Origin of the sequence: Streptomyces lushanensis (assembly GCF_001700515.1) — a bacterium.
GTDB classification, from domain to species: Bacteria; Actinomycetota; Actinomycetes; order Streptomycetales; family Streptomycetaceae; genus Streptomyces; species Streptomyces lushanensis.
Window position 1 is genome coordinate 1 of the sequence record NZ_MAUD01000060.1, and the last position, 16127, is coordinate 16127.

The 16127-nt window shown below is 66.5% G+C and carries 12 protein-coding genes; 1 reads left to right on the forward strand and 11 read right to left on the reverse strand.

The genetic code is table 11. The features are described from left to right. Positions 1-375 precede the first annotated feature (375 nt). Genes BFF77_RS05155 through BFF77_RS05165 form a run of 3 tightly spaced genes read right to left on the reverse strand, consistent with a single transcriptional unit; the run spans position 376 to position 6617 of the window. The gene (locus tag BFF77_RS05155) at positions 376-3837 is read right to left on the reverse strand and encodes a DEAD/DEAH box helicase family protein (RefSeq protein ID WP_066944246.1); all 3462 of its coding nucleotides are present in this window, start codon (positions 3835-3837) and stop codon (positions 376-378) included. A gap of 57 nt (positions 3838-3894) precedes the next feature. Further along, positions 3895-5100, reverse strand: a complete 1206-nt coding sequence (locus BFF77_RS32840; RefSeq protein WP_079124848.1) for a restriction endonuclease subunit S — start codon at positions 5098-5100, stop codon at positions 3895-3897. Further along, complete coding sequence (locus BFF77_RS05165) at positions 5097-6617, reverse strand: type I restriction-modification system subunit M (RefSeq protein WP_066944250.1); 1521 nt, start codon at positions 6615-6617, stop codon at positions 5097-5099. Before BFF77_RS05165 ends, BFF77_RS32840 begins: the two co-directional genes overlap by 4 nt. 195 nt (positions 6618-6812) lie before the next feature. Between BFF77_RS05165 and gltX the strand changes: the two genes are divergently transcribed. After that, positions 6813-8189 carry a glutamate--tRNA ligase gene (gene gltX, locus BFF77_RS05170; protein WP_245703263.1) on the forward strand — a complete coding sequence of 459 codons (1377 nt, stop codon included), beginning with the start codon at positions 6813-6815 and terminating at the stop codon, positions 8187-8189. Positions 8190-8196: 7 nt separating this feature from the next. On the opposite strand, the gene BFF77_RS05175 is transcribed toward gltX, so the two are convergent. The 8 genes from BFF77_RS05175 to BFF77_RS05210 form a co-directional block, all read right to left on the reverse strand. Next, complete coding sequence (locus BFF77_RS05175; RefSeq protein ID WP_066944252.1) at positions 8197-9183, reverse strand: glycosyltransferase; 987 nt, start codon at positions 9181-9183, stop codon at positions 8197-8199. Further along, entirely contained in the window at positions 9180-9794 is a 615-nt protein-coding gene (locus BFF77_RS05180; RefSeq protein WP_066944254.1) for an HD domain-containing protein, read from the reverse strand. Before BFF77_RS05180 ends, BFF77_RS05175 begins: the two co-directional genes overlap by 4 nt. A gap of 5 nt (positions 9795-9799) precedes the next feature. Next, positions 9800-11515 carry a carbamoyltransferase C-terminal domain-containing protein gene (locus BFF77_RS05185; protein WP_066944255.1) on the reverse strand — a complete coding sequence of 572 codons (1716 nt, stop codon included), beginning with the start codon at positions 11513-11515 and terminating at the stop codon, positions 9800-9802. A gap of 22 nt (positions 11516-11537) precedes the next feature. Then, on the reverse strand, positions 11538-12335 hold the full coding sequence (locus BFF77_RS05190) for a radical SAM protein (RefSeq protein WP_066944257.1): 798 nt from the start codon (positions 12333-12335) through the stop codon (positions 11538-11540). Between the two features lie 16 nt (positions 12336-12351). Beyond that, complete coding sequence (locus BFF77_RS05195; protein ID WP_066944259.1) at positions 12352-13470, reverse strand: hypothetical protein; 1119 nt, start codon at positions 13468-13470, stop codon at positions 12352-12354. Next, positions 13470-14579: a radical SAM protein gene (locus BFF77_RS05200; protein WP_066944261.1), complete on the reverse strand. Its 1110-nt coding sequence runs from the start codon at positions 14577-14579 to the stop codon at positions 13470-13472. Before BFF77_RS05200 ends, BFF77_RS05195 begins: the two co-directional genes overlap by 1 nt. 3 nt (positions 14580-14582) lie before the next feature. Continuing rightward, positions 14583-15581, reverse strand: coding sequence for a D-2-hydroxyacid dehydrogenase (locus tag BFF77_RS05205; protein ID WP_066944262.1), 999 nt, complete (start codon positions 15579-15581; stop codon positions 14583-14585). Further along, positions 15578-16127 (reverse strand): glycosyltransferase (locus tag BFF77_RS05210; protein WP_141698363.1); only part of this gene is annotated, 550 nt, incomplete at its 5' end. The genes BFF77_RS05210 and BFF77_RS05205, both read right to left, overlap by 4 nt.

Sequence of the window (16127 nt, forward strand, 5' to 3'; positions counted from 1 at the left end):
CCGAGACCTACGCATTACGAGGGCCTGCATGATCGTGACGGGTGGTGATCCACAATCGCGCTCAGTCCGGTTTTGCCTGGTCAGACACTTCCGGACCCCTCGGTCGTGACACCCGAGTCCACCGGGTGCTTACCCGTCCGCTCACGCACCGCTCACGCACCGCTCACGCAGCTCAGCCCGAGCCTCAGCGCTTCCGCCAGTCCTTGTGCGGCTCGATGAGGGTGCTACCTCCTGCCCACTTCATCCTGCAGACCGGGCAGATCACGTACCACTCGTCGCCTGGTGCACTTTCGTCCATGTGCCCCCGCTGCCCCGTCCCAGGACAATCTTCTGTGGCTTCTTGCTCGCGCATTGTCTCTCCTCCATGCCGTGGAACTACGCCACGCCCTCGTCGGCGACGGCGGTCGAGCGGATCGAATGAATCACGGACACCATGGCGTCCACCTCTGCATCAGGGAAGATCGCCTCGGGGCCAGTCGGGGCGAGGGCGGTGAACGGCGACTCATACAACGCATCGACGTCTATCGTGCCGTTCCGGGCCAGGTAGTCGATCAACTCGTTAATGAAGCGGAGCTGGTTGGCCGTGAGTGTCTGCCCCTGTTGGAAGGTGTCAAAAGCAAGGGCAGCCGCATCCCGCTCCAGCCCCGTCAGCGACCGCAAGAACAGACCGAGGCCGCCCTTGGTGTCCTTGATGTAGTCGATGTCTGTCGGGGTGCCGAGGCCAGCCTCGACGAAGATCTGCTCCAGCTCCGACAGGTCCAGGGCTGTGATCTGTTTGTTGCGGCGGATCTTCTGGACAGCGAGCTGGTCCTGGTGCGTATTGAGGTAGATGCGAATCTTCTGTTCGAAGCGCGTGAGGTCGGTGCCGATCTCCATGCCGCTGAGCGTGGCAGCGGTCAGTTCGCCAAGCTCGTCCTCAAAGTCGGTGTAGACAATGCCACGCTTGGTCTTCTCGATCAGTCGAACGAGGCCCCTCAGCCGCCGACGCATGGTCTCCAGCAGGGGCAGCGTCACGTCCTGCCACCACTCATCGCCAGCGACCTCGTCGAGCAGAGACTGCTGAGCCTTGATCGCAGGAATGGTCAGCTGATCGAGCAGGGTGGACGCGATCTCCTGGACCTGGTCGCGGAGCCGGGTGAAACCTGGATCCCCGTTCGCAACGGCGAGCTGGAGACGGAGGGCAAGCAGATCGAAGCGCTTGGCCTCTTCGCCGGCGTCGTCCTTGTCGCGGAAGGCAGTCGGGAGTCCGGCCAGATGATCGATGACCTGGCCGTGCGAATCGGGCGTGAACGCAAGCCAGGCGTCGAAGTCGGCGAAGGCTTCCACCTGTTCGCGATGCGGGCGGACCAGGAAGTTCTCCGGGTTCATCGACGTAACCTCGTCATGCAGCCGGGTGGCGAGGTCCCATCGCAGGCCGGCTTCCGTGGATGTGCCGTCAGCCTCAGGCCGAGTAGCGATCACTGCGGCCGCTCGGTGATCACGGGCAGAGCTGTCGTCCAGGGCAAGGAGCAGGTCAGCACGCCGCTCGAAGATCCGCTGGCTCAGCGAAGGCCCCACCTTGCCCTCGGCTCGCATCAGGTTCTGATTGAAGAACTCGATGTTCTGGCACAGGTCGAAGACCAGGAAGCCGTCCTTACTGCGGTTCGGACCGAACAGGTCGGGTGCGAGGCGGGTGCCACGGCCGATCATCTGCCAGAACTTGGTCTTGGAGCGCACCAGCTTGAAGAAGACGAGGTTGACAACCTCAGGGACGTCGATGCCTGTATCCAGCATGTCCACGGAGATTGCGATTTGCGGAAGCTCCGCCGTATCGGAGAACTTCTCGATCAGGCTCTGGGCGTACTCCTTGCGGTAGGTGATGACCTGCGCGAAGGCACCCTTGAGGTGCGGGTAGTTCTTGTCGAACCGCTCGGCAATAAATTCCGCGTGGTTGTTGTTGGCGGCGAAGATGATGGTCTTCCCGAGCTTGTCGCCGCCGTCGACCTTCAGGCCGTGCATCATGAGGGTCTGCAGGACCTTGTCGACGGTGTCGGCGTTGAAGAGGTACTTGTTCAGTTCCTCAGTGGTGATCTCGTCAGGGGCGTCACCGTCCTCAGGCCACTCGGTCTCGTCCCACTTCTCCTTGTCCTCGTCGGACAAGTCGTCGTACTTGATGCCGCCGCGCTGGAACTTCAGGGGGACATCGACGGCGCGCGGCGCCACCAGGTAAGCCTCAACCACCGCCTCGTCCAGGCTGTAGACATCGGTGGGCACACCGTCTTCGAGCTCGAAGCGCCGATAAGTGTTCCGGTCGACCTCGTCCTTGGGCGTCGCGGTCAGGCCGACGAGGAGCGAGTCGAAATAGTCGAAGATTGCGCCATATCGCTGGTAGATCGAGCGATGTGCCTCGTCGATGACGATCAGGTCGAAGAAGCCTGGGCCGAAGGTGCGGCGACCCTCGGCGTCGGTCTGGTCGATCAGGTTCATCATGGTCGGGTAGGTCGAGACGAACACCCGCGCGTTGGGGTCCTTCTCCTCCAGCAGGTTGACCACCGGGGCACCAGGCAGGTGCTGCTTGAAGGCGTTCGTAGCCTGCTTGACCAGGGCCTTGCGGTCAGCGAGGAAGAGGATGCGCTTGGCCCAGTTGGCGCGCATCATCAGGTCACTGAGCGCAATCACAGTGCGGGTCTTGCCGGAGCCGGTCGCCATGACGAGCAGGGCGTGGCGCAGAGAGTCCTCTTCGAAGGAGTCGGCGATTCGCCGTATCGCGCGGGACTGGTAGTGACGGCCAGCGATCTGCTCGTTGATCGGCAGCTTGGCGAGGTTGCGGCGACTGGCCCGGCGCTGGACCAGAAGGCGCAACTCGTCCTTGGTGTAGAAGCCCTGGACCTCACGGGGCGGGTAGTTGAGGTCGTCGAACAGGTAGGTGCGGTAGCCGTTGGTGTAGAAGATCACCGGGCGCTGGTTGAACTGCGCTGCCAGAGCATCGGCGTAGAGCGTCGCCTGGTACTTGCCCTGGCTCGGGTCGCGAGTGGTCCGCTTGGCCTCGACGATAGCCAGGGGCTTACCGTCGTCGTCCCACAGGACGTAGTCAACCTTGCCCTTACCGGAGGGCGCAGCCGAGGTGGGCAGCCCGGTGACGGGGTATTCACGGTCTCTCGGCTGGTCCAGCGCCCAGCCGGCCTCCTTGAGGAGGAGGTCGATAATCAGGCTGCGAGTCTCAGCCTCGTTGTAGTCGTGCGTGTCGGGCTGCGCTTCGTTCGCGGCCTTGGCCGCCTTGACCTGCGCGCGCAGCTGGGCGATCTCGGCGTCGAGGTCCTGATTCTTCTTCCGCTCGGCGGCGAGCGCGGCATCCTGCTCGGCGTACTTCTCGGCCTGCGCCTTCAGCTCGGCCTGCTTGGCAATCCGTACTTCAGCCGGGACGGGACGAGGTATCAGCGCCGTGTCGAACGCAAGCGTGGAATCAGGCAGCTGAGCCTGATCGCGGGTGTAGGTGCGAACCATCCAGTACAGGACATGGAACAGCTCCGCGACCGTGCGTACCGCATCCTTCGGAGGGACGGGATTCTTACGGTGCACGGCGATGTTGCCCTGCCGCCGGATCACATCCATCTTCGCCCGAATTGCAGGGCCAGCCACCTTCACCAGCGTCGGCTCAGCGATCACCGCCGCCAGGTCATCGTGGTACGGCAGTTTAAGAGTGTCATCCGCCTCGAACAACCACGTCACCGCAAGCTCCAGCACCCGCCGCGCGTAGAAAGCGGACGCCCGCGGATCCGCGTACGCCAACCGCTCGGCATGCACCGCCTCACGGTGCAGCTCCGGCCACTCGGCCTGCAAAAACCCAAAATTGCTCACGCTTGTGACCTTTCGCAAGTGCAGGAGACTTATTGCCGGTTCAGGGCACAACGAGAATTAGGCAGCAGGCGCGGGAACTTCGGACCACGGCTCACCACAGAATGCCCGACTCTCGATAGAAGCGAACAGCGCGTCAAGCTTGGACAGATGGAGCCTTTGCAGCGCAACCAGCTGATCAATCTTATCCGCTTGCACAGAGAACTTTTGCTGTAGCGCCATATCCGGCACAGGGATTTCCAGCATCTTGAGGTCGCTAAGATTGATTCCTTTAACAGCCGCACCTTTCGTGCGTCGCGCCATCCAGTTTTGCGAAGAGCGACTTCGCAGGAACTCCATCACATACCTGGCCGATTCAGAGGGAACGGCGATCCTGGCGGAATCCTGGGTGATATTGGCTCCATCCAATCCCTTTGGGACAATCGCAAGTCGCCCCACATGCCCTCTGATCGAGATCATGATGTCGCCTGCTCGAAGAATGGAACGCTTGTACTCGCGAGAGATCTCTGCAGTAGTCCTCCGTATGGCGCTTGCCTCGATCCCTCCCATTTTCATGTCGACGACCCTCACGTACGGGACACCGTCAGGCTCATGCCCTCCCGGCTTCAGGATGCCGTACGTAATGGGACGCTGATCATCGACCCATTCAGCAAGGCTCATCACTGGATACCTTCCGCCGCCATCCAGAAGCTCCTTGAATGTTTCTCTGAAGGTTGATTGTGTAAGCCCCTCAAGGCGAGTGAGGGCCTGGCGGCGGCTGGCACGCAACGCGTCCACGTGATCCAGCACCTGCGCGATGTGGCGTTGGACGGAGAGAGGTGGCAGCGGGACAGCGACCTTGGCGACGACAGTCTTTGAGACCTCCTTGAACGTCGCGCCGTTGCCGAGTGATTCCAAGTGGGAACGATGGGCCTTGAGCCAGTAGTACAGGTAGTGGGCATCAGCTCGCTCACCATCAGGGATGAGACTCTTAAAACCCTGATTCGTGGCCATCGGCACCGTATTGATCGCCACATGGCCGATAGGCGCGCGCGAGCTAAACAACACTGACCCGGCGGGGAGGGTCGTTGCAGCACAGCTCTGCAAACCAGTTTCAGTGATCCTGCGGGGCGTATCGTCAATATATTTCCCTGGGAGGTCGCTCAGGTCCTTCGGCGTTGCCCAACGGATCTCGCCGTCCCAGAAGTCAGCCACACCTGTTTTTGGAGTCGCTCCCGATACGATCTCGCAGAAGTCGCCCACTGGGACTTGCGGGTACGCGGTCACGCCAGCATCCCCTTCAGCTCGCTCATCCCCTGCTGGATCTCTGTTTCGATCTGCGCCAGCTCATCCATGATTTCGTTCGGCGGGCGATGTTCGACCACCTGGTGAACGATCTCCTTGTACCGGTTGAAGCTGAGGTCATAACCTTGGGCGGCGATTTCAGCCTTGGGAACGCAGAAGCTCCGCTCCGTTCGTGCTTGTGCCTGCTCGCTGCCATTGCGACGTCGCCAGCGGGCCACTACATCAGGCAAATTATTCTTGGCATGCTCCTCCTCAGTCAGTGTGTCGGCGCCGACAAGCGGTCCGAGCTTGTCCTCCGCAAGGAGCGGCGTGCGCTTATCGTCAAGGCTCCAGCCGTCCGCGGTGACCTCGTAGAACCAAACGCTGTCCGTACCACCGCTATTGGTCTTGGTAAAGAACAAAATCGCCGTGGAAACCCCGGCGTACGGTTTGAAGACACCGCCTGGCAGCTTGACCACGGCGTCCAGCTTGTGGCCTTCGATGAGCAGCTGCCGCAGCTCTCTATGCGCCTTGTTGGAGCCAAACAACACACCGTCTGGAACGATGACTGCCGCCCGCCCACCGGGCTTAAGCAGCCGAAGGAACAGGGCAATGAAGAGCAGCTCAGTCTTCTTGGTCTTGACAACCGCCTGCAGATCCGCCGCCGTTGCGTCGTAGTCGAGACTGCCCTTGAAGGGCGGGTTGGCAAGAATCAGGGAGTACCGATCGGCCTCGCCCGCTGCGCTCTGGGCGAGCGAGTCGCGGTAGCGGATGTCGGGGTTCTCAACCGAGTGCAGCAGCATGTTCATGCTGCCGATACGGAGCATGGTGCTGTCGAAGTCGAAGCCGTGAAACATACTTTCGTTGAAATGCTGCCGCTGGGCCGGCTCGAACAATGCCTCACGGTGGGTACGCTCCACGTACTCCGCAGAGGCCACCAGGAAGCCAGCCGTGCCACACGCCGGGTCGCAGATCTCGTCGCCCGGCTGTGGGGCCATCATCTCCACCATCAGCTGGATGATGTGTCGGGGCGTGCGGAACTGGCCGTTCTGCCCCGCCGTGGCAATCTTGCTGAGCATGTACTCGTACAGGTCGCCCTTAGCGTCCTTGTCCCCCATGTCGATGCCGTTGATCATGTCGACAGCCTTGGTGAGCAGGTTTGAGGTCGTGATGGTGAAGCGTGCGTCCTTCATGTGGTGCGCGTAGGTGGATTCCTCACCACCCAACGTGCGCAGCCAGGGAAAGACGCCGTCACGAACCCGGGTGAGCATGTTCTCTGGGGACTCGTTGATGAACACCGACCAGCGCAAGACCTGGGTATCGTCCGCGTAGATCGGGTTCTCGACCGGCCGCCCTGTGCGATTGGCCCTGTTCTCCTTGGCCTGCTCCAGGATGTCGAGGCGCCGGATGAACATCAGGTAGGTGATCTGCTCGATGACCTCCAATGGGTTGGAGATCCCCCCTGACCAGAAGGCGTCCCACAGTCGATCGATCTTGCTCTTCAGCTCACCTGTAATCACGCCAGCAGGCTAGCGTGTCCCACTGACACATGAGGCTCGTCCCAGGGAAGGCCACTGGCGACCTCGGTCACCGCGTTCCTCCACACACATGCTCCTCCACTCTAAAGCGTGGACGACGCGTCGCTAAACCTCGCTACCCTGGGGCGCATGTCTACTGCCCCGGTTCGCGTTCGTTTCGCCCCGTCTCCGACCGGCATGTTCCATGTCGGTGGCGCGCGGTCCGCTCTCTACAACTGGGCCGTGGCACGACAGTCCGGCGGTATGTTCGTCCTTCGGATCGAGGACACCGACGTGGCCCGGAACAAGCCGGAGTGGATCGACGGGATCATCAACGCGCTCGCGGCGATCGGCATCCATGGCGAGGACGCGGCCTTCGAGGGGCCGTACTTCCAGTCGCACAACGCCGACCGGCACAGGGAAGCGGGCCTGCAGCTCTTCGCGGCCGGGCGGGCGTACTACTGCGACTGCACCCGGGAGCAGTTGAAGGAGCGCACGGGGTCGGAGCACCTCGGGTACGACGGGTTCTGCCGGGACCGGGGGCTGGCCTTCGAGGAGGGCCGGGCGCTGCGGTTCCGGACGCCGGACGAGGGCGAGACCGTCGTGGTCGACCTGGTCCGCGGTGAGCCGGCGTTCCCGAACAGCGCGATCGAGGACTTCGTGATCGCGCGCGGCGACGGGTCTCCGGTCTTCTTGATCGCCAACGTGGTCGACGACTTGGACGAGGGAATCACGCAGGTCATCCGGGGTGAGGAGCACCTGTCGAACACGCCGAAGCAGCAGCTGTTGTGGGAGGCGCTCGGCGCCGAGCCGCCGGTGTGGGCGCACCTGCCGGTGATCGTGAACGAGAAGCGGCAGAAGCTGTCGAAGCGCCGCGACAAGGTCGCGCTGGAGGACTACCTCGCCGAGGGTTTCCTGCCCGAGGCGATGGTGAACTACCTCATGCTTCTGGGCTGGGGCCCGGGCGGCGACCGGGAGATCATGCCGTACGAGGAGCTGGAGCAGCTCTTCCGGATTGAGGATGTCAACACCGCGCCGGCCTTCTTCGACGTGAAGAAGCTGACGGCGTTCAACGGCGACTACATCCGCGCGCTGTCCCCGGAGCAGTTCGCCAACGCCTGCACGCCGTGGCTCGTCGCCCCGTACGCGCCCTGGGCCCCGGAGGCGTTCGACAAGGACCTCTTCGAGGTGGCGGCCCCGCTTGCCCAGACCCGACTCGCCTTGCTGTCGGAGATCACGAGCTACGTGGACTTCCTGTTCCTCAACGAGCCGGTCGAGGACGAGGCGTCGTGGACCAAGGCGATGAAGGCGGGCGCCGGCGACCTCCTGTCCGACGCCCGTGCCGAGCTGGCCACCGTCGCGGACTGGAAGGCGGACGACCTGAAGGCCGTCCTGCTCGCCGTCGGTGAGAAGCACGGCCTCAAGCTGGGCAAGGCCCAGGCGCCCATCCGGGTCGCGGTCACTGGCCGGACGATCGGACTCCCGCTGTTCGAGTCCATGGAGCTCCTCGGCCGGGACCGCGTGCTGGCCCGGCTGGACGCGGCGGCCAAGAAGCTGGCCGCCGCGCAGGCGTAGCCGCCGGTCAGGCGACCTTCGCGAGAAGGTCGCCCCAGGCGTTGCCGAAGTAGTTCAGATCGAACCGGGCCAGGGCTTCGTACGCGGCCTTGGCCTCGGTCCGGCGCGCTGCCGCGCGTTCCCGGACCTGCACCGACAGGTCTCCGAGGTCCGGGGCCGGCTGGCCGGTCAGCGCGGCGAGGTCGCCCAGGCCGGCCACAGGGCCGATCAGGCAGGGAAGGCCGAGCAGTAGGGCTTCGGCCGCGCAGCGGCTCCAGCCCTCCCGCATCCGGGGGAGGAAGACGCCGACGTCGCAGGCGCGCAGCAGCCGCAGGTACCGCTCGCGCTCCACGTCGAAGTGGGCGCCGTCGAAGCCGATGGTGTTACTGCCGCTGGTGATCACCCGTATCCCCTGAGCTTCGACCAGAGCTGCCGAGACCTCCTCGGCTCCCTTCCAGTGCACGGCCTTGCCCGCGTACACGCCGGTCACGTCCGGGGCCAGGCCGAACTCAGTGCGGCACTCGGCTCGGTCGAAGCCGCGGGCCCGCTCTACCTCCGTCATGTCGAAGGCGTTGTAGATCACCCGCACGTTGCGGACGCCTCGGGCCCGGAGGAAGTCCGCCCAGTACGGGGCGACGCACACCACGGCGGCACACTGCGGCAGCACCCGGAACAGGTGCTCCCAGAGCATGGCTTCGACGGGGGCGGAGTCGTGCTGCAGCGGCTCATAGTGGTGGAGGAGGAACACCGTGCGGGCCCGCATCTCCGGGGTGAAGAGCAACAGGCTCAGGTCGTCCCACACGAAGGTGCCGCGGGCACCGTCGAGTGCCCGGACCGTCGGGGCCAGGCGGGCGAGGTGGCGGAGCTTGCGCCAGCGGCGGACGCGGTAGGTGCGCTTGTGGTCCGGGACCGTGCGCCACTCCACGTCGTCGGCCGTCGCCTCGTGGAGCATCCGCAGGTAGACCCGGCCGCCGGTCCGGCCGACTGGCTCCATCGAGTAGACGACTCGCTTCACGGACGTACCTCCTGTCGGCGTTGGACGTATTCGGTGTGGAGCAGTGCGTGCATGGCCGCCAGGTGGGGGCTGAGGCCGCGGGCGGCGTCGGCGAGCGGGAGGTAGAAGTCCTCCAGGCTCTGGAGGAACCGCCGGCGCCTGTCGATGTTGGGCGAGGCGGCGAGATCGCGCAGGTTGTGGAGTCGGTCGGCGAGCCGGACGAGGAGGTCCTCGGGAGGCAGCGCGGCCTGCTTGAAGCGCCAGCTGGTTTCGTCGCCGACGGCCTTGGGACGCTGTTCGAGGCGGTGGTCGGCCGTCATGGCACGCAGGCGAGCGGTGAACCGGGCACCGAGGTCCTGAACGAGTAGTGCCTCCGATTCGGGAGCCACCTCCAGGGCGTCGTGGAGGAGGGCAAGGATGAGAGTCTCGGGGTGGCTGATCTTGATCTCGGTGCGCAAGAGCGTGACGACGGCCAGCGGGTGTTCAAGGTACGGGGTGCCCTGGTCGCGGGTGTGGCCGTCGTAGACGGTGAGGGCGAGGACGCCAGCCACGCGGGCTCGGGACTGTTCGTCCGTGCTCCACGCGGCGGCGCCGAGGGCGGTCAAGACGTGGTCCACGTCGATGCGGTTCATCCGCCTCACCTCGTACGGAGGGCCGTGGCACGGGGGTCGGACACGTGGTCGGCGAGTAGCAGGGTGTCGCCGACCGCGAGGGCGTCGAGGCCGAGGTCCGCCGTCGCCGCCACGGCCTGCTCGGCGGTCCGCAGGATCGGGGTGCCCTTTCGGTTGAACGAGGTGTTCAGCAGCAGCGGCAGTCCGGTGCGGTCGTGGAACTGCTCCAGGAGTTCGTGCAGGCCCTGGTGATTGGGGGCGACGGACTGCACGCGGGCGGTGCCGTCGTGATGGGTGACCGCGGCGATGCGGTCTGCTCGGCATCGACGGACGCGGGCAACACGATTCATGAAGGGGTCGCCGGCCGACATGAACCACTCCGTGGCGTGCTCGGCGAGGACGGCCGGAGCGAAGGGGCGGTACGAGGCTCGCTTCTTGATCGCGTTGAGGCGGTCTCGCGTGGCGGCGTGGCCGGGGTGGGCGAGGATCGAGCGGTGGCCGAGGGCTCGTGGCCCGAATTCGAGTTGCCCCTGCACCCAGCCGACGATGTGGTGTTCCGCCAGCAGCGCGGCAACCGCGGGGGCCAGTGTCTGCCCGAGGTCGGGCAACGCGCGGTATCCGGTCGGCACCGCCGTCGGCGGCAGGGCGCCCGGGCGTGGGCCCCAGGCCGCGTCGGTCGGCACAGGGAGGAGCCCCTGCCCGAGCTGGTAGTGCCAGCCGTAAAGCGCGGCGCCCACGGCGGTGCCCGCGTCGTGCGGGGCAGGTGCCACGAAGAGGGTGTCAAAGCCGCTGTCGGCAGCCAACTGGCCGTTGAGGTGGGAGTTCAGCGCGCACCCACCCGAGAACACCAACGTCGAGGCCCTCGTGAGCCGTTGCAGGTGGCGGGAGATGTGGACCACCGATTCGGCGAAGACCTCCTGGACGGCGGCGGCCAGGTCGGCCCGCTCGTCTTCGGGCTGCTCCGTGACGTTGTCGGCGGTCCAGGCCCGGCTACCGAGCAGCAGCGGTGTGCTGCTGTCCGCCGCGCCCCAGGGGTGGTCGATGCGGACCTCGCCGTCGTCGCCGAGCCGGATCAGCTCGCGGATCTGGGCTCCGTAGCGCTGGGGATCGCCGTAGGCCGCGAGCGCCATCATGCTGCCCTCGGGCTCGTCACCCGGTTGGATCACCCGGCGGGCGAGGTTCCGGTAGAAGTGCCCGAGCGAGGAATGGACGCGCCGAGGTCCGGCAGGGCTGGGGACAACGGTCGGCATGCCCTGGTGGAGGCGGTCGATGTCATCGGGCCGCAGGTTGTACCCGGTGATGCGCTCCCGGCCCGGGCCGAAGTCGGAGCCGAGGGAGGAGCCGCCGGCGTCGATGACGAGGCCCGCCGCATGGTCGTGGCCGGAGAGCAGGTAGCCGGAGAGCACGTGGGCCGTGTGGTGGGAGAGGAGGCGGAGGTGTTCGCCGAGCGGGGCGGGCAGGAGGGCGGCGAGTTCGTCGCGCTCCTCGGCCAGCCACCAACCGGCAGCGGGGTTGGGGCGCATGGAGGCGGCCCAGACGGCGTCGATGTCCTGCGGTTCGAGGCCAGCGGCCTCCAGGCACCACTGGAGCGCGCGGGTCGGGGCGGTGAGCGTGCCCTTTCGGGCGGGGTGGTTGTGTTTGACGCCACTCCAGCGTTCCTCCTCGGCCGCGTAGAGGCGGCCGTCGACGACTAAGGCGGCGCTGGTGTCGTGGTGGAAGTTCAGTCCGAGGACTGAAGGCATGGTCGTGTACCTCCGGTCTGGGTCAGACGGTGAGGGCAGGGACGGGGATGAGAGCGGCGCCGGAGTCGGTGTACTCGTGGCAGCGCAGGCAGAACCGGAAGTGGTAGCCGCGGGGCGCGAACACCTTGGACGCGAAGTCCTTGTCCCAGATGCTGAATTCGCTGTCGTCCTTCGCCATGGCGTTGAAGCAGCGGTAGCAGGAACCGTCCATCTCGATCATCAGATGCTGGTCGAGGTAGCGATCGCAGATGCCGCGCAGCTCGTTGGCCGGCTGGCCGACGTCCACGTGGTGCACGTGGTTGGTGACGTGGATGGCGCCGTACGTGTCGCACAGCCTCGCGAGCTGCATCAGGCGGGTGGAACTGATGCCTTCCAGAACGCTGTTGATGACCACGGTCTTGCCAGCCTCGCGGAGGCGGGGTACGACGGCGTGCACCTCGTCGTAGTTCTCGTGCTCGTCGTCGCAGCCGATGAGGATCTGGTCGTACGAGCTGAGGGTGGCCTCCATGATCCGCTTGTTGCGGGCCAGAGTGATGGCGTTCGTGCCCAGGACCATGACCTTGTCCGGCAGGCGGGTGCGGGCCGCATCGCTGAGGGTGGGGAAGTCCCGGTGCACGGTGGGCTCGCCGCCGTTGATGTGCAGCTGCTGGAAGGGGATGGTCTCCAGCCGGGCCAGGATGGTGGAGAACAGCTCCGGGGACATGTTCTCGCCCTGGGCGCCGTCGGCGAAGATGCAGAAGTCGCAGGACCGGTTGCACTTCGTCGTGATCTTGATCTTGGCCGTCTTCAGGGCGCGGGGCAGGGGCGCACGCGCGGGCATGGCGGGACTCCTTGTGTCAGGGATGGACGTCATCGGGGGTGAGGCTGAGGAAGTCCTGCACGGTGGACTTCTGCCGGTGCCAGAGCGAAAGGGTTGCGCGCAGGGTGCCGACGGTGGCCGGGCCGGTGGGGATCAGAGCCGCCATCCGGGCGGCCAGCCGCTGGGCGGAGGTGGCCTCGTCCGCCGCGATCGCGTCCAGAGTCTGCGCGGCGGCTCGGAGTTCCTTCGCCTCGCGCCGGATCAGGTAGTCGGTCGCCACGCCAGCCGGCGGGTCGAGGTAGTACAGCCAACGGGCGACACGTACGCGAAGCATTCCGGCGGTCATCACCCAGCCGGTCCCGGCGTGCTCCTCGCCCTGGCCGACAGGGCGGTCGGCGTCGGGGACGCGGCGCATGGCCGCCTCCAGGGCGATATGGGCCGTGCGAAGGAGATGACGCGGGCTGCGGGGACGGGCGTCGGGTCGGTCTTCGGCGTGTCCGAGGAACAGCTCGGCGTACCCGTCCAGCCCGTCCGGACGCCACTGTGTGAGGGCGGCCGTCTTGCCGGGACAGCGGGTCCGTGTCGCGAGCGCGGCGGCTGCGAACCAGCACGGGGCGAGGTAGTGCCAGGCCACACAGTGGCGCCGGTACGCGGCGATGTCCTCCACCACGTTGTCGGTGCTGTCCGCCGCCAGCTCGTATCGCCCTCCCAGCCGCCCCTGGAGAATTCCCCGATAGAACCGCTCGTCGACTTCGCACCAGGGCGCCATCTGCGCCCGGGACTTCCAGCGCTGGAAGTCCCGGGCGCTCCCGCTGATCAGCGACCAGGTCGCGAGCTCGGGCGCGGAGACGAGCCGTCCGTCCGCCTCGGCCACGGTGAACGCGAAGCCGGGCGGGTGCTCCAGGAGACGCCGGTGGGAGATCTCCCGGCCGACCGCGGCGGTGTGCGCGGCTGCCAAACGGTGGTTCCACTCCTCCCAGTCCGCCGGAGCCCGGGGTACAAGGATCCGTACGTCGATGTCGGAGTGGGGAGCCAAGAGGTCGGCCGTCTGCCACTTGTGGGTGAGCATCACCGCGCCGACGCCGTGGGCGTCCAGTTCGCGCTCGTACAGCGCTCCCAGCCCCAGATAGAGGGGTGGCGCTTCGACCACGGCCATCACCGCTCCCCGGTGGAGGCGCGGGCGCAGGCGGGCTGGGCCGAGTCGGTGGTCAGGAGGGGGAGCAGGGGCAGGACCGGGGTGCCTTCAGGGCGCTCCATCCGGTCCCAGCGCAGGTCGTAGTCGACGTAGTGGAAGCCTTGCCAGGCGTCGTTGGTGTTGCGGTCGAGCATGGCCCGGAAAAGGTGGGCGAAAGCGTCACCGAGGGTGCCTTCGACGAGGTGGGACTTCAGGGGGATGTCGCGGTTGTGGAGGATGCAGGGGCGGGCCACGCCGGTGGGGGTGATCTTGATGCGGTTGGCGTCGGAGCAGGTGGCGCAGCTGGAGTTGGAGATGAAGCCGATCGAGCCCGCCCAGCCGTCGGGGCGGAGGTACTGCCCGGGGCTGCGGACCCCGAGCTCCTCTCTGCGGACCTCACCGGCGTCCGCGAACCACTCGTGGAGGCGGTCACGGACCTCCGCCTCATTGATGAACTCGGTGTCGAAGAGTGCCTGCGCGGGGCCGATGTTCTGAAGTTCGATCAGCCGGACCGCGATGGGCAGGTCGCGTGCGAGCTCCGCCACAGCGAAGGCGTCATCCAGGTAGGTGCGCTGGAGAACGCAGTTGATCTTCACGCGCAGGCCGAGGGAGAGCGCGGTGTCAAGGGTGCGCCGGGTGATGCGTGGGTCGCCGCCGCCCATGATCTCGGCGGACCGGGCCGGGTCGAGGCTGTGGAGGCTGAGGTTGAGGTACGTCAGGCCGGCACGGTGGAGCTTCTCGACGCTCAGTCCGCGGCGCAGGTTGCCGTGGCTCGTCATGCCGATCGCGGCGTCGGACCCGAGGCCGTCAGCCAGGCCCGCGATCACGTCGAGGATGTCCGCCCGTAGGGTCGGCTCCCCGCCGGAGCAGTGCGCCTTCCTGATTTCCCAGGCACCGGCCTCGGCGGCGATGGCGGCGTAGTCGGAGGCGGTCAGGGGACGGTCCTTGTGCCCGTAGTCCGGCATGCAGCGCGGCTTGCAGAACACGCAGTCCAGGTTGCAGAGCGAGTTCAGGGTGAAGGCCAGGTAGGGGTGGTTGCGGCCGGTCGCGGCGAAGGCGGCGGCCAGGTCGCGCTGGGTTGCGGTGGGCATCGGTCAGCCTCCTACGAGGGGGGAGCGGGTAGTGGGCACTTCGGCCAGGCCGTTGAGCGGCTGGTCGGTGAGATAGCGGCGCAGGTTGTCGGCGAAGAACGCGACCGCCTCGTCCATGTACGTGCGGCTGAGCGTGGAACTCTTCGGCGTGAGCACGACCCGGGGGTGGAGCCGCAGCGGATGGCGGGCGGGCAGGGGTCTCGGATCGGAGACGTCCAGAGCGGCGCCTCGAAGGTGGCCGGCGTTGAGGGCGGCCAAGAGGGCAGACTGGTCGACGGTCGCCGCGCGGCCGAGGTTGAGGAAGACGGACTTCGGCTTGAAGGCCGTGAAGAGGCCGTGGTCGAAGAAGCGGGCCGTGGCCCGGGTGGCGGGCAGCAGATCAACCACAACGTCGGCAACGGCGACCGCCTGGTGCACCGCCGACGTCTGCATCCATGTGATCCCGCTCTCGGCGGCCACCGGCGGCGTCCGCCGTACGCCGATCACGTGCATACCGAAGGAGCGGGCAGCACGTGCGAGGTGTTCTCCGATGCTGCCGCAGCCGACGATGGTCATCGTCGCCCCCGCCAAGTCAAAAAACTCCTCGGCCAGGTCGTCCTTCCACCAGGTCCGGTTCCGCTGAGCGAGCTGGCTCATGAACAGTCCGCGGGAGAAACCCAGGACCATCCCCATGGCGTGCTCGGCCATGGGCCTGCCGTGGAATCCGTAGGAGCGGGTCAGAGCCACCCCGGCGGAGCGGGCTTCGGCGACGGGCAGATGGTCGGTGCCGGCCGCCGGGGAGGCGATCCACCTCAGATGAGGCGCGCCAAACAGCCACGACGGCTCGAACCTCCAGCCGAAGTAGACGTGGGCCTCGGCCAGCTGGTGCGACACGGCCTCCTCGGTCGCCGTACGGAACTCCACGGCAGGGAAGGAGGCGGACAGCGCATGCTCATGCTCGGCGGACAACCGCCAGAAGGAGTGCGGGGACTCCAGGCTGATCAACACCACGGGCCGGTTCATCGCGCTCGGTCCTCCGCAGTGGGCGGCGCAGTGGGCGACGGCACCAGAGCCCAAGGGGCGATGCGTTTGATGACGGAGCTGATGCTGGCCTCGTAGTCGTGACGCGAGCGCACAAGGGCCGCCCCGGCGCTCCTGAGCCGCTCGCGTTCTCGGGGCAGGACGGCCAGGGCGCGATGGATCGCGGACGCCAGGGATCCTGCGTCCCGTGGTTCGGCGCTGAAGCCGGTCTCGCCCTCGACGACGGTCTGAGCCAGCCCGCCGGCACTTGTTGCCACCACCGGACCCGCGCCAGCTGCGAACGCCTCCAGGGGGATGCGTCCGAAGGGCTCCTCCCGCGAGGGAACGACGACCGCGCGCAGGGCCGGATTGTGCAGCCAGGCGCGGATCGCGGGGGTGAAGCGCGTGATCAAGGTCGCGTCCAGGCCGTATGTGCGGATGTGCGCCGCCAGGTCCTCCTGGTACGCGGTGGGGCGCTCGTGTTCGTCCGACGTCACGGCTGCCAGGAGTAGGTGCGGAGTGCGGGCCCCTTGCTCCTTGAGGAGGCGC